Annotated in this window: 12 protein-coding genes and 3 tRNA genes; 2 read left to right on the top strand and 13 right to left on the bottom strand. The window is 55.7% G+C overall.

Going from position 1 to position 18,074, the window contains the following annotated elements; translation table 11 throughout:
• Nucleotides 1-30 precede the first annotated feature (30 nt).
• From HMPREF3016_RS01020 to HMPREF3016_RS00970, 11 genes are all read right to left on the bottom strand, one after another.
• The gene (locus HMPREF3016_RS01020; protein ID WP_070739466.1) at nucleotides 31-5,598 is read right to left on the bottom strand and encodes a DUF6531 domain-containing protein; all 5,568 of its coding nucleotides are present in this window, start codon (nucleotides 5,596-5,598) and stop codon (nucleotides 31-33) included.
• Nucleotides 5,564-6,328 (bottom strand): hypothetical protein, encoded by a 765-nt coding sequence (locus HMPREF3016_RS01015; protein ID WP_070739463.1) that lies wholly within the window; start codon nucleotides 6,326-6,328, stop codon nucleotides 5,564-5,566. Before HMPREF3016_RS01015 ends, HMPREF3016_RS01020 begins: the two co-directional genes overlap by 35 nt.
• Before the next feature lie 470 nt (nucleotides 6,329-6,798).
• A complete protein-coding gene (locus HMPREF3016_RS01010; RefSeq protein WP_210399776.1) occupies nucleotides 6,799-7,719 on the bottom strand; it encodes an ABC transporter substrate-binding protein in 921 nt (306 codons plus the stop codon).
• Between the two features lie 83 nt (nucleotides 7,720-7,802).
• On the bottom strand, nucleotides 7,803-8,561 hold the full coding sequence (locus HMPREF3016_RS01005; protein ID WP_070739457.1) for an ABC transporter permease: 759 nt from the start codon (nucleotides 8,559-8,561) through the stop codon (nucleotides 7,803-7,805).
• On the bottom strand, nucleotides 8,558-9,250 hold the full coding sequence (locus HMPREF3016_RS01000) for an ABC transporter permease (RefSeq protein WP_070449705.1): 693 nt from the start codon (nucleotides 9,248-9,250) through the stop codon (nucleotides 8,558-8,560). Before HMPREF3016_RS01000 ends, HMPREF3016_RS01005 begins: the two co-directional genes overlap by 4 nt.
• Nucleotide 9,251: 1 nt before the next feature.
• Complete coding sequence (locus HMPREF3016_RS00995) at nucleotides 9,252-10,157, bottom strand: ABC transporter ATP-binding protein (RefSeq protein ID WP_070739454.1); 906 nt, start codon at nucleotides 10,155-10,157, stop codon at nucleotides 9,252-9,254.
• A gap of 339 nt (nucleotides 10,158-10,496) precedes the next feature.
• Nucleotides 10,497-10,569, bottom strand: a tRNA-Phe gene (locus tag HMPREF3016_RS00990).
• 73 nt (nucleotides 10,570-10,642) lie between these two features.
• Nucleotides 10,643-10,716: transfer RNA gene (locus tag HMPREF3016_RS00985), tRNA-Asp, on the bottom strand.
• Between the two features lie 67 nt (nucleotides 10,717-10,783).
• A tRNA-Glu gene (locus HMPREF3016_RS00980) sits at nucleotides 10,784-10,856 on the bottom strand.
• A 411-nt stretch (nucleotides 10,857-11,267) separates the two neighbouring features.
• Nucleotides 11,268-12,671 (bottom strand): FAD-dependent oxidoreductase, encoded by a 1,404-nt coding sequence (locus HMPREF3016_RS00975; RefSeq protein ID WP_070449710.1) that lies wholly within the window; start codon nucleotides 12,669-12,671, stop codon nucleotides 11,268-11,270.
• Nucleotides 12,672-13,330: 659 nt separating this feature from the next.
• Nucleotides 13,331-13,666 carry a DUF2218 domain-containing protein gene (locus tag HMPREF3016_RS00970; protein WP_048780084.1) on the bottom strand — a complete coding sequence of 112 codons (336 nt, stop codon included), beginning with the start codon at nucleotides 13,664-13,666 and terminating at the stop codon, nucleotides 13,331-13,333.
• A 322-nt stretch (nucleotides 13,667-13,988) separates the two neighbouring features.
• Between HMPREF3016_RS00970 and HMPREF3016_RS00965 the strand changes: the two genes are divergently transcribed.
• Together HMPREF3016_RS00965 and HMPREF3016_RS00960 are read left to right on the top strand one after the other, a co-directional pair.
• A complete protein-coding gene (locus HMPREF3016_RS00965) occupies nucleotides 13,989-15,452 on the top strand; it encodes an NCS2 family permease (protein WP_070739451.1) in 1,464 nt (487 codons plus the stop codon).
• Nucleotides 15,453-15,739: 287 nt separating this feature from the next.
• On the top strand, nucleotides 15,740-17,209 hold the full coding sequence (locus tag HMPREF3016_RS00960) for an NCS2 family permease (RefSeq protein ID WP_004006503.1): 1,470 nt from the start codon (nucleotides 15,740-15,742) through the stop codon (nucleotides 17,207-17,209).
• 307 nt (nucleotides 17,210-17,516) lie between these two features.
• Here HMPREF3016_RS00960 and HMPREF3016_RS00955 read toward each other — a convergent pair whose 3' ends face one another.
• Nucleotides 17,517-17,867, bottom strand: coding sequence for a hypothetical protein (locus tag HMPREF3016_RS00955; RefSeq protein WP_239661882.1), 351 nt, complete (start codon nucleotides 17,865-17,867; stop codon nucleotides 17,517-17,519).
• Nucleotides 17,868-17,869: 2 nt separating this feature from the next.
• Nucleotides 17,870-18,037 (bottom strand): hypothetical protein, encoded by a 168-nt coding sequence (locus HMPREF3016_RS11195; protein WP_239661881.1) that lies wholly within the window; start codon nucleotides 18,035-18,037, stop codon nucleotides 17,870-17,872.
• Nucleotides 18,038-18,074 lie beyond the last annotated feature (37 nt).

Below are 18,074 nucleotides of genomic sequence, written 5' to 3'. Positions count from 1 at the left end.
ATAACAGGAAGTTAAGTTATCGTTATTATCTTACTCTGGAGCACCAGCAGGTGTATTCGTATCCTGCTCGGTAGGACTACTCGTAAAGGACTTTCGGTCCTTCCAGGTCTTCGCACCATTCTTCGCAAGGTTTTTATAATCACCTTGTTTCTGGATTTCCGCTCCGGCTGCATCCCACATGAGATCCGCTCCACTCTTATCTTTAACTTTGGCACGATTGAGGGCTTCAGGATTATCTCCTGGGTGCTGAGCCATATAATCGTTCCTATCCATCTGCAAAATCCTGTTCTTCGCCAGAGCTTCGACCGAACTCATCCCAACGTTAATGGGCATTTCTGCAATCTGGGAGGTTGTATTCTTGACCCCAGAAGCCGCTAGTCGCTGTATACGACCACCATCTGGTAGATGCCTGATGCCCGGAAGCTTCGTGTAATTCACCTTGTTTGTCACATAGTTGGGGGCCATTTTAAATCCAGCACTGGCTCCCTTCATCATGCCGCCGGTCGTTGCACTTAGCATCATGCCCCGAACGCTCCAATCATCCCCGGCATTTTTACTGTAATCGTAGGCTCCCTCAATAGCGCCAGACGTCATATTGCCAATAACTTCTCCACCCGTCTTACCCATAAAAGTAGTGTGATTATCAATAAAATCCCTTTTTAGGACATCTGAGTTTTTCGCCCTAATCTTTGTCACTGTCTTATTCGCCCAACGACCCGGTGCTTTATTCGCCAGGAAACGATATTTCTGGATTCCTTGAGCAACCTGTCCCTTCTCCCAGAGGATTCCGCCACGGCCTAACGTGAGTATTTTAGTCGCACCAGCCGTAGCACCACCGACCAAACCACCGACAAGCGCGTCCTTCCCTACAGCACCCCAGTCGATACCGCCATCAGGACCAACCTTATCCATAGCCGAGGCCGCAGCGGAAGCCGCGCCTGCAATCGCACCCAACGCGATAATCGCCACTGGCCCAGTGAAAGCTACTGCGGCAACAGTAGCAACTACAGCCACGGCATTCAGGAACAGCTTTCCTACAAAACGTTCATTAGCATGCTCCGCATACTTATCGTATTCCTCAATCGACACGGGCCGCATGCCCCAGGGATCCATGAGACCCACGGGGTTATTGCCCACAAAGGAATACGAGTCTGCAAACCAGCCGGTACCTGGGACCGATTCAAGCGGGTCGAGCGAGAGGAAATGCTTCGATGCAGCATCGAAGGTACGCACACCCATGACGTCCAGACCAGCAACATGTACGCTACCGGCTCCCGAGAAGGCGAAGCCTTGAGGAAGAAGAGACTCCACCACGGAAGGAGCCTGTCCCCAAGGTTCCTGCTGTGAGGGAGTTCCCACGCCCCACGGGTTAAACCCGCCCGGAACACTCACCTGCGAGAAACCACCGTCATGACCGGGTGCAGGAACAGAACCGGCACCCAAAACCTGAGGAATCGGTGCGGTTGGGTCCCAGAGCAAAGGCACGGATCGACCGTCAAGCCCCGTCACCTGAGCAAGCTCGCCCACGGCATCTGTCACCAAGCGCACACGAGAGTATGCTTCCGTCGAGTGCCCTGTCCCGGCGTTATCCGTAACAGCGGCAAGAGAATCCCACATGCCCCACGAGTACTCACGTGTTCGGCGGGCGCCCTGGCTTGTTGTTACCGTCTCCTGAGAACGGCGCCCAGCGGCATCGTAACCGTAAGTTGTCACCGTTTCCAGAGGATTATCAGTGTCCACACTCTCGCGAGCGATAATCTCAACCAGTTGATTGAGCTCGTTATACCTAAACGTACGTTCGCCCAGCAAAACACGCTCAGAGCTTTGCTGTTTGTTCCCCCGCGTTTCAGGCTCAGTGGGGCGGCGGTACAGACGTTCACGAACCATGAGCCCGGCGTCGAAAGTCCATTCAAATTCCCGTTCACCCTGGCGAGCGCCCGTCAGCTGCCCAGCGGCATCATAGGAATACATAACCAGGGAGTTTTCGGTATCGAGCCCGATAATCCGGCCTTCACGGTCACGGATAATTTCAGTTCGTTCCGTATGAGGGGCATGTTCCGCGTCTTTCCCGCTGTGATGAGACGCGGTGCGGGTGTAAGAAGACACCAAACCAGAGTCGCCATCAAACTCCCAGGTGGAAAGGGTATCACCCAGCTGAGCACGCACTAGGCGACCCATCACATCGTAGGAATACTCCGCAACCGTCATCTCGTCGTTATGAGAGGACGATGCTTCACGACGTACAGCATGACCGGCACCGTCATAAACGGTCTGTTCGGTGCCGTACGGGGTAACCACCATGGTGCGGTAGCCGTCTGCATCGTATTCGAACGTAAGCGTATAAGCACCGGTCGAAACGAAAGTACTCAGGCTCTGGGCTTTCGCGTCAGTATCCGCAGAATTGTGGAGGTTCTCGGTTGTTTCTGCGCCAATAACGCCCGTGCGGGATCGTTCGATGAGGAGTCCTCGGGCATCATACACATACCGATGCTCAAGGTAGGAACCTTCAGGCGCTTGAGGATCGAGTTCCTGTGCGGTTACATAATCACGCACCCATAGTTCACGTTCTCCGCGTTCACGCCCGTATTCGGCGAGCAACACACCGTTGCAGCTGGCGCTCTTGAGGTTACCGCCATGCTTGTAGTTATAGGCGTATGCATAATCTTGAAGACCGTTGAAGTAACGAGTTGGACGGCCAGCGGCATCGTAGGCGTACTCTTCCACGATCTCGTGGGATGTGCCGGTGCCTCGTGTCACGCGGGTGACCCGGTCCATAGCATCATACTCGTAGGCGGTAACCTGACCGGTAGCGTCCATAACTTGCGCCACCTGTCCGTTTTCGGTGTATGAGAAGTGGGTGCGATACCCCAGACCATCCGTCACACGGACTATCTGCCCGGCAGCATCGTACGCGAAGGTGCGGCGACCGTAGGTTGTATCTTGGACTGAGGTGATACGACCGCATCGGTCATACTCATAGGCGGCAACTCGCGCACCTGAAACTACACGAATAACACGACCGCACGAATCATAGACGGTTTTTTCTTCGGTGCCATCGGGGTTGATACGCCGTACAAGCTGAGATGCGGCGTCATATTCAAACCGGGTGACCGCCCAGCGTGTGGGTTCTGCCTCGCGCAGTACCCCTTCGGCGTCAGGAATGCGTTTAGGAGTATCTAGTCCAACGGCATGCGCTGCCGTACGTCCAGCGGAATCATATTCGTAAGTCTCAACACGACCTGCGGCAGATACTACACGCAGTGGGCGCCCAGCCTTATCGCGTTCGATGCGTGTCAAGCCACCGGAGGCATCCAAAATTTCTACGGGACGACCAGCGGCATCATAGGTCACCAGGTCTTCCACATGTTCTTGGCCGCGGCTGGTCTGTGTTCCCTCGGTGGTTACGCGCCCGAGCACATCAAGCCGTTTGAACGAAGAACCAGAAGCAGCAATAGTACGTTCAAGGCCACCTTTACGCTGCACAAAACGTTTTGCTTTCACACCGGTCGGGTCTGTGACACTGGAAATTTCACCCGCAAGGTCATAGGTGTATCGAGTAGTAGCGCCCGTGGGATCTGTGATACTGCTCAGCTGCGATAACCCATCCCAGGTGTACTCCCAGGTGCCGCCCGAAACGTTTACGTAGCGCGCAAGGTTGCCCCAGGTATCGTAATCCGCCCGAGTTACGCGCCCCAGAGGATCGGTCACAGATACGATATCGCCGCCTTGGTTATAGGTAAAGCGGGTTGTATTCCCCTCGGGGTCGATAACCGCTGAGGGAAGGAAACCGCGGGTATGCTCTGCACCGTAGCGTTGCTGCGCCTGCTGTACGAGCGCCGGAGTGTCACTTTCAGCAAAGGTCGGATAAATAAACTTCCATCGGGCACCTTCTGGGTTCTGGATAGCGGTTACTACGCCCGAGCTGCTGTAGGTCAGTGTATTTTCGTACCCAAGACCATCAATAATTGTGATAACGCGCCCGAACTCATCACGTACAAGGCGAGTAGTATCGCCCGCACCATTGGTGATAGCCACAAGATTCCCGTGGGAGTCATACGTGAAATCGGTACGTACACCGCTGGGATCGATCTGTGCGATGAGGTTACCACGTTCGTTCCAGTCAAAACGCGTGGTTGCGCCGGTGCCATCCGTCACCGCGCTGGGGTTCGGATTCGCCGTATCATCGTACTCATAGGTTATCGTGGTCGGGTCGCCCAAATTGCGCCGGTCGCGTGCATCCCGCACTGAAATACTTGTCAGACGGTCATAATCATCCCAAACATACGTGTAATCCGCGCCTTCGGGGGTGCGTTCTCGGGTTATGCGGCTGCGCGAGTCAAAACGCCGTGTGGTCAAAGAGCCATCACGCCCCGTCACACTAATGCGGTTGCCCCAGGAATCATATCGCATGGTTTGTTTGCTGCCGTCCGCCGCAGACAGTGCGACTAAGCGCCCCTTTTCATCACTGCGCCAGATATTGGGGTTCTCGCCCGTTTCAGCGTCAGCGACAATAGTCATCAGCCCCTGAGCGTAGGTGTATGAGACGTCACGCCCATATTCGGTAAGCTGATGGATCACCCGTCCGGAATCATCGTAGGTGTTTGTCACCTCAACGTGACCGTTAACGTTGGTAACTTCGCGGATTAGTCCTTCGTCTGTATGCGAGTATGCGCGGGTTCCGGCGTTCGTGGTCGCCGATACCAAGTGTTCGCCTTCGTAGGTATACTCCACCACGGCAAGCTCTTCGCCAGCGTGGTCGCCGCGAGTGTTGTAGGTGTAAGCAGCTACAGGACGTTGGGGTGCGGTCGAATCATTCGAGCCTTCGTCGTAGAGCACGTAAAGACCGCGTTCAGTAACCGGATGCACAAGTTCCGCAATCCGGCTCTGATCATCTCGACAAGCAATTACCGTATTTGCCGTATGCCCTTCAACGGTACCCGCCCAATCTCCGGCAGGAGTGAAGAAAATCCGATGGTGTTTAGCGTTAGATACCACCCAGTAGAACGGTGCCGAGGAACCAGCGGTACCAGTCTTCGCCTGGGAATATGCCTCATCACGAAGTTGTGTAAAACGCTCGTACTGATCCGCCCCAATCGTCACCTTCTCCAGCCACCAGGGTTCGTGGGTGCATCGCGCATACCCCTCACCTTCGCGGGCGAAGAAGAGGATACGACCATCGTGGGTGTGCCAGCGGGCTTCCTGAGCGGTAAATTCCATGTGCTGGTCTAATGTGGATGCCCACCCGGGACCAAAGACACCCGATGGTATTTCATCAGGATGCGTAACCGCCAAGCTGTTGTACATCCGTTCCAGGCGCAAAGTACCCGAACCAGTGCCGGGGAAGGAAAGGTCGAGCTCTTCCTCAATAAAGTTACCCGTGGCGGCGTTCACAGGGTCATTCACGAACCCCGAGGTGAGATCAGCTCCAGCTACCGTAGCAAGTGGAATATCAAGTTCTTTGCGTTCTTGCGCCTTAACGCCTGCTTTCGCAAGAATTTCTTCAATCAGGAAGCTATCGTAGGTCGCCACCATATTGCTAGAGGCACCAGCCTGACGGAAAGCCTCAGCGATCACGTGTACGAAGGATGCATCCTCCATGTTTTTTGCCAGCCCAGTCACCCGTTGCTTTGAGCAGACCCCTAATATCGAACTGACCCCAGGAGGTATTTTCCATAAACCCCTGGTATTCCTTTTGGATGCTTTCAAGTTTCTTCCCCAAGTCCTCACTCAGGGTGCGCGCTTGATTGAAGTAGACATCAAGATTATCGGGGATGGCGGAAGTCTTTGAGACACCCGGACCGCCCACCTTAATATTTTTCCTAGCCGGATCCAGCGTATCCATCACCATGTCAGAGACGTTTTCTAGGAAGGAGCCGCCTTTGCCTTCTCCCCCTTGGGAAGAGCTCTCGGTCGCTGGCGGCGGCGTACGAAGACTCGGTCCGGTTGAATGAGTTTCTGGCTTTTTCTTACCTGACCACGAATCACCAACCTGTTGGAAAAAGTCACGCTTATCCCAATCACGAGCCTTCTGACGGTTCTCTTGCTCTAGACGGGCAAGCTCCTTATATTTCTGAAGTTCGTTGGCGGCGTCGGAGAGCGCATCGCCCAGCCGTTTTCCATCGCGAAGAGCAGTTTCCGTGTTGTGCGCGAAAAGGTCCGCGTACGGTCCGGCAAATTCGGTCATCGCCTGATCGCGAGCGCCTGAACGCTGGGTGGAGTCCGTGGTGTGCAAATATTCGGAGGCTTCACGCAGCTGACGCATCAGCTGGTCTGCTCTGCCGTTATCGAAGTGCACGTCTTCTTGTGAGGCTTTATATTCTTCAGACATCAGGAACTCCCCCGGAAGTGTGTAGTTTCAGATGGTGTGATGCTCACGAGCGCACTCTGCCCGCGCCGAAGCAGATGGGCATAATGCACCACGCCTCTTTAACTGAGGCTTGATCAGGCATGACATCTTCCGTATAAGCAGCGATCACTGGTGTATCCGCGCTCTAGTTCCTTGAACGCATTCACATTTCATGGACTACGGAAGTTTCACTCAAGGCTATCTACTTTAACGTTGAAGGTCAAGGATATTTGGGAGCATTCTTGAACGTGTTTCATCGTGCGTATACAGTTGTGGTGCCCTCTAGTACACCACCTACACAAAGAGCTTTGATCGCGAATAAAGCGGGATTACCAACGCTTTATTCACGATCAAAGCTACTTTGCATTCCAAGGAATGGATGCCCCAACCGGATATTCTCTGAGCACCAGAACCTAGCGGTATCCAGCACCCAGCGCAGAAAGGAAGAAAGGCTACAACATCCCCTTATCTTTGAGCCAATTTGCCGCTGCCGTGGATGGGTCCAGTTTCTTATCGCCGGATACCTCGTCATTGAGCGAGCGTAAATCGTCGGTCGTCAGCACCGCGCTGATGCGGTTCAGTACCGCCTGCGCATCTTCGGGAACCCGTTTGGTGTTGATAATGGGGAGTACCTGCTGCGCCGGAATCATGTTTTTCGGGTCTTCGAGCATCACAAAATTGTTCTGCGTAATTGCCGGGGTGGTCGAGTACAAATCTACAACCTGCACGGTGTTATCCTGCAGGGCTTTGACGGTGAGTGCCCCTCCCCCATCCGCAAGCGAGACGAATTCCGCCGGAACGCACCTGTATTTATCTTTGAGCCCTGGAATTCCGTAGGCGCGTTCGGCAAATTCGGGAGCGGCACCAATCTTCAGTTCGGTACAGACCTTCGCCATATCATCCAGGGTGTGCAGATTGTATTTTTGGGCGGTCTGCTGGGTAACGACTAGGGTATCTTTATTTTCCGCCTGCGAGGCGTCCAGAGCCTTGAGGTTTTTATCCAGCACCCCACCGAGCGCCTGCAGAATCTCTTGTTTAGTCTGCGCTGTGGAATTCTCGTCAAGATACAACAGCAGGTTGCCCGAGTATTCGGGAACCACGTCGATAGCCCCGGAGGTAAGCGCCCCCAGGTAGGCTTCACGCGCGCCAATCCCCAGCTGGGTGCTCGATTTAAACCCGTTTTTATTTAGCGCTTGGGAGTATATTTCGGCGAGAATCTGCGACTCTGCGAACGCTGCTGACCCCACGATAATACCGTCGTGTTCACCGCCGAAAACGTTTTCGCCACTCAGCCCGCAGGCGCTCAACGCTCCTAACGTCCCAAGGGCACCAACGACACCCAATGCCCGCCGCCTGGTAACGCCGCGTGCCATTCCAGTCTCCGCCGTTCCAAGGTTTTTCGCGCTCTTTTCGGATAGAAAAGAACGATCGTTCGTGTTTCGGCGATGCACCAGGCTCATGCGTGCGCCCCTTCCGTGTGCGAGTTTGCTGCATCCAGTGCGCTCTCGTGTTTCGGTTGCCCATGATGTTTGGATGCGCCGCCGCGCCCGCCTCCACCCCGCAGGGGCACGGGGGTCACGGCCCGCTGTGTTAGGGCCATGAGCGCATCCACCACGAAGGCGAGCACCGCTACCAGCAGGGTTGCCACGAGCATACGCGGATAGTCCCGCACCGCGAGCCCATCGAAAAGGTACCGGCCCAGGTTATTCCCATTAATGTAGGCGGCAATAGTCGCCGTCGCGATCACCTGCAGCACCGCGCTGCGCAGACCGCCCATAAACACCGGAAGACCCAGAGGAATCTCAACCCGGCGAAGAATCTGCCCTTCGGTCATGCCTTGGGCGCGTGCCGCATCCACCACATCCGGGTCAATACCGGTCACGGCTTCGAGGGTGTGCGCCAGCAGGGGCGCCACCGCGATAATCACGAGCACCACGAGCGGCGGAATTGCGTTAACACCAAACCAGAGAGCCAGCAGAGTCAGCAAACCCAGGGCGGGCAGAGCGCGCAAAGCGGCGGTAAACCCCAGCAGAGCGTGCCCGCCGCGGCGTGTATGCCCAGCCCACAGACCCAAAGGCACGGCAATCACTAGGGCAATCGCAACCGCAAACACGGTGATGCCCAGATGCTCAATGGTGCGCGCAAAAATGCCCTGAGGCCCTTGCCAGTTGGCGCCATCACCCAGAAAAGCGAAGGTGCGTTCTATAACATTCATGCGGTCCTCCAGGCGGTCAGGCGCCGTGCCGTGAGGGCAAGAAGCGCATCGGCGAGGTAGGCTAAGGCGGCGCTGAGCACCACGCCCGTGATAAGCTCGGCGGGGATACTACGCGCCAGTCCGTCGGTAAAAAGCGTGCCGAGCGAAGAAACACCAATAACCGCACCCACAGATACCATCGCAATATTCGCCACCGTCGCCACGCGAATACCGGCAAAAAGCACGGGCAAAGCGAGCGGTAATTCCACCGTGAAAAATGCACGAGCCGGGGTGTACCCCAGGGCGCGCGATGACTCCACCACATGCTCGGGAACCGCGTTAAAAGCGTCTACCCCGGAACGCACCATCAGCGCCATCGTGTAGATCGTGAGCGCCACAAGCACGTTCACCGGCGAAATAATGCTGGTCCCCAGAATAAGAGGCATGAGCACGAAGAGCGCGATCGACGGGATTGTGTAGAGCAGCCCGAAGCCGTGCACCAGGGCGTGTGCACCACTCCGGTAGGTTTTTGCTCCGTCTTCCCGCGCGCGGCGGCGACTCGCATACCGCGCCACCGGAATCGACAGGGCGGTCCCCACAAGTACCGGAATAATGCCCTGATACAGGTGATTGAGGGTCAAATCAAGGACGCGCTGGATGTTATTTCCCAACCAGTCCCAGTGCATCGAATCTGCCAACAAAAGGTTCATACTATCCCCGCCCAGAGGTCGACGCGGCGCCCTCGCCCGATACTGCGGCTTCGCGTGTGCGGCGGTAGCGTTCGCGGCGAATATACCGCACCTGGCGCATCACATCGGCAGGCAGCAAGGCACCCACGGACTGGCTAACGAAAGATTCCACAAAATCATTAGCGGGATTCGTCAAGATCTCTTCGGGAGCTCCGTACTGAGCAAGCTTGCCGCCGGGGGCGAAGACCGCAATATTATCGCCAAGGAATAGAGCCTCATCAATATCGTGGGTTACGAAAACAATGGTCTTATGCAGCTCGCCCTGCAGACGCAAAAGTTCTTCCTGCAGTTCGGTGCGCACGATCGGATCGACCGCAGAAAATGGCTCGTCCATAAGCAAAATAGAGGCATCCGCGGCGAGCGCCCGCGCGACTCCCACACGTTGGGCCTGCCCGCCGGAAAGCTGGGCCGGGTAGCGCTGCGCTAGGGACGCATCCAAACCCACGGTACCCAGAAGGTCAAGAGCACGTTCTTTCGCTTGCGGTTTGGGGGTGCCGTTCAACAGGGGCACGGTCATAACGTTCTCAAGCACGGTACGATGCGGCAGCAGCCCGCCGCTTTGCATGACGTACCCGATGGACCGACGCAGCTTGTAGGGGTCTTGGTCTGCGATATTTTGACCGCCGATGGTGATCGTGCCTTCCTGTGGCTCGACCATGCGGTTGATCATGCGCAGGGTGGTGGTTTTACCGCATCCTGAGGAACCGACGAAAACAGTGGTTTCACCGGCGGGGATGCTCAGAGTTAGGTTATTGACCACGGTGTTAGCGCCGTAGCGCTTGGTGACTTGGGAGAATTCGATTCCCGCAGTGTGTGTTGCCTGCGCGGAGTTCGACGGTATGGTGTCTTGGGGAGTGGATGCTGGCATTCGATCTCTTCCGTATGCGCCGGTTTTTGCCGCCGTGTGTACAGACGTTGTGCAAATAACACAACGTCTCCACCCTAACGGAAATTCCAGGAAATTGAAACGAACCGGCGTGTTTATCACTCTGCCAGCTACTGTTCTCCTCTTCTCCGGTGTAAAAAGAGCCTTGATTTCAAGAAAGCGGCGAAAAATACTCTTTCTTGAAATCAAGGCTCTTTTAGCAGAAAAAAGGCTGCGGGCGCACAAAAGATAATGCGCAAGACATAGAATACGCAGGCTTGAGAGCAGGGCGCGGTTAAAGAAAAAATCCGCCCCCACTGTAGAAGCCTGGAGGGCGGATTGTGGCTCCGACCGGCGTCGATCCGGTGACCTTACGATTTTCAGTCGCACGCTCTACCAACTGAGCTACAGAGCCTTGCGCATCGAAGCAGATACGCAACGACCGCGTCTTCGTGATGAATTTCTTCACCTGAATCACGCGGCCAGAGCGACCCCGACGGGACTTGAACCCGCGACCTCCGCCGTGACAGGGCGGCGCGCTAACCAACTGCGCTACGGGGCCTTGTTGGATTCGGCAGGGGTATAATCTGCTTCTTCAACATGGCTTTGCAAATCTGAGGATTTGCAAGTACCCCCAACGGGATTTGAACCCGTGCTACCGCCGTGAAAGGGCGGCGTCCTAGGCCGCTAGACGATGGGGGCCTAGTCGATGCGAACGGGTTCTTTTTCGTCCCGTCGTTCGAACCTCAACTAGTCTATGACAGATTTTTAAGCCGTGCAAGCCGGATTCTTCAAAAACTTCTTCATACCCGCCACACTCCCCCTTCTAAGATACCCTGCTCACCTACATAGCTACTAGTCAGAACGTATTTTATAGTCACCAGAAATTTCTCAAAATTTTTCTGAATAACCCCCGCAAACAGCGCGAAATGACCGGGTAAGTGCCGCGCATCCCCTACACAGGTTCAGCAAAAAGGCGTAAAATATGCCGCGCGCACGCGCACACTATGATTTTGATACAAGAAATCCCCGCCGGTTTCGGGCTGTGCCGAAGACCCGGCGGGGATTCTTCATTGCGGCTCATGTACCGCAGAAAATCGCTGCGTACAGCTATTACTCGCCGCGCGAAATACGAATCATCTCATCACGGTCAACAACCTTCACACGCTCACGCGGCTCACCCTTCGCATCCTGTGATGCCGCACCGAGCGCCTTTTCGTGACCGTCCAGACGGTGCCAGCCTTCCCAGGTGGTATAGCGAATGCCCTTAGAATCCAGGTAATCGCTGAAGGTGTCAGCATCCGGTTCGGGAGCGGTGTACAGATTCTCGCGATCCTCCAACAGGTGGGTGATGGTTTCAAGCGCATCGCCCTTCGTGGAGCCAATCAGACCTACCGGTCCGCGCTTAATCCACCCGGTAGCGTACAGACCGGGCACGTGCTCGCCATTTTCATCGACCACACGGCCCTCAACGTTAGTAATCACGCCCTTATCAGCGTCATAACCAACCTCGGGCAGCTCAGATCCGAAGTAGCCGATCGCGCGGTACACGGCCTGCACGGGGTAGTCCACGAACTCGCCGGTGCCCTCGATACCGCCCTTACCGTCAAGCTTATTGCGTTCCATGCGGATACCCACAACCTTGCCGTCCTCACCCAGAATCTCGTGCGGGGACTGCAGGAAGTGCAGGTGCAGGCGGCGCGATGCTGTCTGCTCGCCCTCCTCCTGGTCGGTAAGCCAGGTGGTGAGGGTCTTCATCATGGTCTTAACCTGGTTATTCGTCTGAATAGCTTCGTCCGAAGCCTCGTCGAACTCGAAGTCCTCTTCGTAGAGCACAATATCGACATCGCGGGAATGAGAGAGCTCGCGCAGCTCCAAGGGGGTGAACTTGATCTGCGCGGGGCCGCGACGGCCAAAGACGTGCACATCGGTCACGGGCGAAGATTTCAGCCCTTCGTACACATTCTCGGGAATTTCGGTGACGAGCAGATCATCGGCGTGCTTAGAGAGCACACGCGCAATATCCAACGCCACGTTGCCGTTACCTAGCACCGCGATTTCCTTCGCGTTTAGCGGCCAGGTGCGCGGGTAATCGGGGTGACCGTCATACCACGAGACGAAGTCGGCAGCACCATAGGAACCGTCCAGGTCGATGCCCTTAATAGGCAGGGGCGCATCGTAAATAGCGCCGGTCGCAAAGATAATGGCGTCATAATGCTCGCGCAGGTCGGCAAGGTTCAAATCCTTACCGTATTCGACATTGCCGAAGAATCGAATATCACCGCGGTCAAGTACCTTATGTAGGGCGGTGATAATGCCCTTGATGCGCGGGTGATCGGGCGCCACACCGTAACGAATGAGCCCGAAGGGCGCGGGGTAACGGTCAAAAATGTCGATAGAAACCTCAACGGCTCCAGAGCGTACTTCCTCAGATTTGGTGAGCAGATCGGCGGCGTAGATACCCGCAGGACCCGCACCTATAACGGCAACGCGCAACGGGCGTGCAGCTTCAGACACGTATTTTTCCTTTCAAAGTTCACCCATAGGGCGAGCTTAGCCTTAACATCCTTGCTTATTTTAGCGGTCATGCCTGAGCAAACGCAGAAAACATGAGCTGAACCACTCAAAAGACACATTTTTCATGTTTTTATCCCAAGGATTTTGAAGGCTCCATCATTAATATTCCTGTCACGACTTCGGAATATGTGTGCGAGCACAAAATTCGTCGCCTGCGTTACGAGAACACACTAAAAGTTCAGGATGCTCATAGCGAGCGCCTAAGGGTGCATCGCCCCCAGGCGATGCGGGACCCCTTGTCAAGCGAAGCATGAGCATCCTGAACTTTATAACGGTTGTCAGCTAAGCCGCAGCGACTTTACGACTCTCGACGGGGTATTCCGCATCCGGTTCGCCGGTGAGGCGGTTGCAGCGCAACCCGAAAGTCTATAGAACACCACATAAAGCCACAAAAACCCTAATAGTTATTTTCTCCTGACCTGTATATTTGTAGGGTAAAGTTTCTTAAAATATTTTTCCGTCATAAAACGCAATAAAACCCACCGATGCAGTCTCGGTGAGTTTTATTAGCCCGCGAGCAGGTGGCTTTTGGCACGAACAGGTAGGAAAATCCTACCTTTTCGGCGAAATCCTACCTGCTCGCAGAATGAATACAGGGGTTAGACCGCGTGGAATTCCACGACTAGTTCTTCGCGCTCGCCAAAACGCACAAGGTGACGCTCCAGCACGCCTGCAAGGCTCTGTGCTTTCTCGTCGTCTTCGGCACGAACCTCCATGATGAGCGCATGGTTCGCATCATCGGCTACCAGATCGCCATACCCACGAAAGATACCGTCGCGATTAAAGATTAAGCGCAATCCACCAGGAATTTCCTCGGTACTAATTTTGCGACCCATATGTGAGCCAAGCTGTTTAATATAACGTGCCGGGCGGTCGGTACTGACCGTGGAACGCTGACGAACGGGCAGAGATTCTGCGGCTGGATACTCACTCATAACAACCTTCTTCATGCTTCAGGATGCGCGCCCAGCGCCAATTCCCAGGCGGCACATATCATCCTTAGGTAATCCTTATCTTAGCAGTGTTGTGAGCGTGTGCCGATGGGGTTTCGCCTACAGCGCGGGTGGTGCCCTCATGGAAAACTTACCGCCTAAAAGCGACCATCATGCGCAGACGCAAAGAAGTAGCCTTTTACGGGTTATTCCCCCTAGAATGTTGTAGTAACAAGAGCGTCACGCCCCACGGCTGGCGCTTTTCTTATGCGCATCCCCAACCGGCGGTTGCGCGCCCTACGAGAGTATCTACGGATTTTCACGAATGTCTTCTGAGAACACCGCGGCTCCCCAGACGCCTAAACCCAGCAGTTCGGGCGGCACACTGGACCGTTACTTCAACATTACCGAGCGTGGCTCAACTATCAGCACCGAAATTCGCGGCGGTTTAGCGACCTTCTTCGCCATGAGTTATATTGTGGTGCTCAACCCGCTTATTCTCGGCCTCACGCCCGATTCATCCGGACGTTCCCTCGGCGTGCCGCAGGTTGCCGCCATGACCGCGCTTGTTGCAGGCGTGATGACCATTCTTCTAGGCGTTTACGCCAAACACCCCTTCGCGATGGCGGCGGGACTGGGCGTGAACGCGCTGCTGGCGACTACGATAGCCACGACTCCTAACCTCACCTGGCCGCAGATTATGGGGTTGGTCGTGTGGGCGGGCGTGCTCATGACCGCCCTCGTGCTGACCGGTTTCCGCACCGCCGTTTTCGACGCCGTGCCCGAAAGCCTGAAAACCGCAATCGTGGTGGGTATCGGGCTCTTTATCGCCTTTGTTGGGCTGGTGAACGCCGGAATTATTCGCCGTGCAGAGACCGGCTCAACCCCTGTCGTGTTCGGTGTTCACGGGCATCTGCTCGGCTGGCCCACTCTCGTGTTCATTGTGGGTCTGTTCCTGACCATTATTCTGTATGTTCGTCAGGTGCGCGGCGCTATTCTCTACGGCATGCTCGCATCCACGGCACTTTCGCTTATTCTGGAGGCGGTCGCCCCCTCCGGCAGCGTGCAGGCTAACCTGCTTGGCTGGTCGCTCAATGTACCCACCTGGGACGGCAGCGGTTTTGGTCTACCCGATTTTTCGCTTCTGTTCTCCGCAGATCTTTTCGGCGCCTTCAGTTCTTTGGGTGCAATGGCCTCAATTCTGCTGGTGTTTACCATCCTCATTTCGGCGTTTTTCGATGTGATGGGCTCCATCATGGGTATGGCGGTCGAAGCCGGTTCTATCGATGAAGACGGCAAGATCGAAGACATCGACCGTCTGCTTCTGGTAGATGCGCTGGGCGCGGTCGCCGGTGGCGGCACCTCAACCTCAACCAACCAGGTATTCGTGGAGTCGGCAACCGGTATTGGCGCGGGTGCCCGCACAGGTCTGGCAAATGTGGTGACAGGTGTGCTCTTCCTAGGCGCTATTTTCCTCTCTCCCCTGGTGACGATTGTCCCCTTTGAGGCGGTCGCCCCCGCAATGGTGTTCGTCGGGTTCCTGATGGTGCGCCAGGCGGTTAATGTTGATTGGAACGATCTTGCCCTGGGAATTTCGGCCTTCTTGACGATCGTCATCATGCCGCTGTCGTATTCGATTGCGCACGGTATTGGTGCCGGGTTTATTTCGTACACGGTTATCCGTGTGGCGACCGGTCGCGGACGCGAGGTGCACTGGCTCATGTACGTGGTTTCGGCGGTGTTTGCGGTGCATTTCGGAATGGGCCTGGTTGAGGGGTGGATGCGTTAGAGCATCTTTCTCTCTCCCCCTCCCATCGTAAAAAGAGCCTTGATCGTGAAAACTTCAATCACGATCAAGGCTCTTTTTATCACCCATTTTTACCCCTTAAGGCGGATATACATCCCTGCACCCCGCTAAAGACCTGAGAATTTCCTGTCAGTAGCGCATTGAGGGTTAAACGTCATAGAATAATGTGGTAACAAAAGCGTCACACCCACCATAAGGGTTGGGCGCTTTTCTTATTGCGGCGCAAACCCGCGCACGCATCCTACGAGAGTATCTACGGATTTTCACGAATGTCTTCTGAGAACACCGCGGCTCCCCAGGCACACAAGCCCAACGCATCGGGCGGCGCACTGGACCGTTACTTCAAAATCACTGAACGAGGCTCATCTATTTCAGCCGAGATTCGTGGCGGTCTCGCCGCGTTCTTCGCTATGAGCTACATCGTCGTCCTCAACCCCCTGGTGATCGGCACCGGCGCAGACTCGGCGGGAAATACCCTTGGCGTGCCGCAGGTTGCCGCGGTCACCGCACTCGTCGCCGGCGTGATGACTATCCTCATGGGCGTTATTGCTAAACAGCCTTTCGCGATGGCGGCGGGACTGGGCGTCAACGCACTGCTGGCGTCCACGATCGCAACCACCCCCGGGCTGACGTGGGCAGATATTATGGGCTTGGTGATTATCGCCGGTCTTATTATGACCGTGCTGGTCCTCACCGGCTTCCGCACCGCAGTTTTCGAGGCGGTCCCCGAGAGCCTCAAAACCGCAATTGTGGCGGGAATCGGCTTCTTTATCGCCTTTATCGGACTGGTTGATTCCGGGATTATCCGCCGCATGCCGGATGCCGCAGGAACCACCGTTCCCGTCTCGTTCGGCGTGGGTGGTCACCTACTTGGCTGGCCAACTCTCGTGTTTATTTTCGGTCTTTTCCTCACAATCGCCCTGTTTATTCGCAATGTGCGCGGTGCTATCCTCATTGGTGTGGTGGCTTCTACCGCGCTGTCTATCATCCTAGAGGCTGTTTTCCATATCGGCAGCGGTAAGGGAAATCCGACCGGCTGGTCGCTCAACGTTCCCGCGCTCAATAATTTTTCCTTCTCAGCCCCCGATTTCTCACTTATCGGGTCTGCACGATTCGGCGCGTTCGGTGCTATCGGCGTGCTGGGCGCATCCTTGCTGGTGTTCGCTATTCTGCTCTCGGTCTTCTTCGATGCCATGGGCGTTTCGGTGGGCTTAGCAACCGAAGCGGGCACCATCGATAAGGACGGCAAGGTCGAGAACATTAACGAGGTGCTGCTCGTGGATGCGGTCGGTTCCGTGGTCGGCGGCGGCGCATCCGGCTCTGCGAACCAGATTTTTGTGGAGTCGGCAACCGGTATTGGTGAGGGTGCCCGCACGGGTCTGGCGAATATCGTAACCGGCGTGTTGTTCCTGGTGGCGATTATCGCCTCGCCGCTAGTGACGATCGTTCCCTTTGAGGCAGTCGCCCCCGCTCTGGTGGTTGTTGGGTTCCTGATGGTGCGCCAGGCTGTGCATATCGACTGGCAAGACTGGGGTCTGGGTATCCCCGCGTTTATGACCATTATTTTCATGCCGCTGTCATACTCGATCGCCAACGGTATTGGTGCAGGGTTCGTCTCCTACGCCTTTATCCGCCTGGTTCAGGGCCGCGGGCGCGAGGTGCACTGGCTCATGTACGTGGTGTCGGCGGTGTTCGTTATCTACTTCGGCATGGGTATTATCAACGGTCTCACGCACTAGCGTTTACTGAAATCCCGGGTGTAAAAAGGCTCTTTTTGAAGAGAAGCGGCGGAAAACTACGCTTTATTCAAAAAGAGCCTTTTTTACACACCTATGGGGGTGTAGATATGCACTCGAAAACGTCAGAAATTTCACGGCTGCAGATATACAATTTCACCCGTTTTTCCTGGTATTCTTCGCATAGGTTTACTTTCAGGTAGACCCAATTCAGCGCACCTATACACGCAGACAACGCGTTTGAATGCGAGCCAGCCCGCGCCCTCTTACTCAGAGACGGCGCGGGCTGGCTCAGGTTAAACCAAGAATTCTATCGGTCGCTTGGGCGGCATAATTCTTTCATAATGCGTTCGGCCGCCTCTTGTGCACGCTCATCCACCGCGCCAATATCGCAGACGTGCAGCAAGTCTGCCGCCACGTGCAGGCGCAGCACCCGCGGAAGGGTGGAAACCTCGCGCAGAATCACGTTCGCCTGCTCGGGAGGGGCAGGTTCCAAACCCCAATTCGGGGCAAATTTTGTGAGGTCGCTGGGCAGAATGTAGGCGTCTATTAGAGGGGTTTTTATCCCTGAAAGCTCGTGCCGAGCCCCGGTGAGCGCGAGCGCACTCGCACCCGTTCGCAGCAGGTCGCTCGTATCGTAGGGTGCCACGTAGTAGTGCACAGTCATCCCGGTGCGGTGCGTGTACTGCCGGAGTGCATCGAGCCCGTGGGCGCAGAGGATGCGGGCGCGTTCGGCGGCGATGCGGCGCGCATCCGGGTAAGCAGGTGCCCTCCCCTGTTGAAATAGAGGGCGAGCTCGTCGAAAGATTCCTGCGAGATAACGTCACTCATGGCTTGACTTCCTCTACCCCGTGAACGGGGTAAATTC

Origin of the sequence: Rothia sp. HMSC065D02 (assembly GCF_001815285.1) — a bacterium.
In the GTDB taxonomy this organism is placed as follows: domain Bacteria; phylum Actinomycetota; class Actinomycetes; order Actinomycetales; family Micrococcaceae; genus Rothia; species Rothia dentocariosa.
The sequence above is the reverse complement of the archived record's forward strand: the minus strand, read 5'-3'. Positions and strand labels throughout refer to the sequence as shown.

Coding starts and splice junctions, on each gene's coding strand:
- HMPREF3016_RS01020 (WP_070739466.1), bottom strand. CDS start 5,598: ATGGAGGATGCATCCTTCGTACACGTGATCGCTGAGGCTTTCCGTCAG.
- HMPREF3016_RS01015 (WP_070739463.1), bottom strand. CDS start 6,328: ATGTCTGAAGAATATAAAGCCTCACAAGAAGACGTGCACTTCGATAAC.
- HMPREF3016_RS01010 (WP_210399776.1), bottom strand. CDS start 7,719: ATGGCACGCGGCGTTACCAGGCGGCGGGCATTGGGTGTCGTTGGTGCC.
- HMPREF3016_RS01005 (WP_070739457.1), bottom strand. CDS start 8,561: ATGAATGTTATAGAACGCACCTTCGCTTTTCTGGGTGATGGCGCCAAC.
- HMPREF3016_RS01000 (WP_070449705.1), bottom strand. CDS start 9,250: ATGAACCTTTTGTTGGCAGATTCGATGCACTGGGACTGGTTGGGAAAT.
- HMPREF3016_RS00995 (WP_070739454.1), bottom strand. CDS start 10,157: ATGCCAGCATCCACTCCCCAAGACACCATACCGTCGAACTCCGCGCAG.
- HMPREF3016_RS00970 (WP_048780084.1), bottom strand. CDS start 13,666: ATGAGTGAGTATCCAGCCGCAGAATCTCTGCCCGTTCGTCAGCGTTCC.
- HMPREF3016_RS00965 (WP_070739451.1), top strand. CDS start 13,989: ATGTCTTCTGAGAACACCGCGGCTCCCCAGACGCCTAAACCCAGCAGT.
- HMPREF3016_RS00960 (WP_004006503.1), top strand. CDS start 15,740: ATGTCTTCTGAGAACACCGCGGCTCCCCAGGCACACAAGCCCAACGCA.
- HMPREF3016_RS11195 (WP_239661881.1), bottom strand. CDS start 18,037: ATGAGTGACGTTATCTCGCAGGAATCTTTCGACGAGCTCGCCCTCTAT.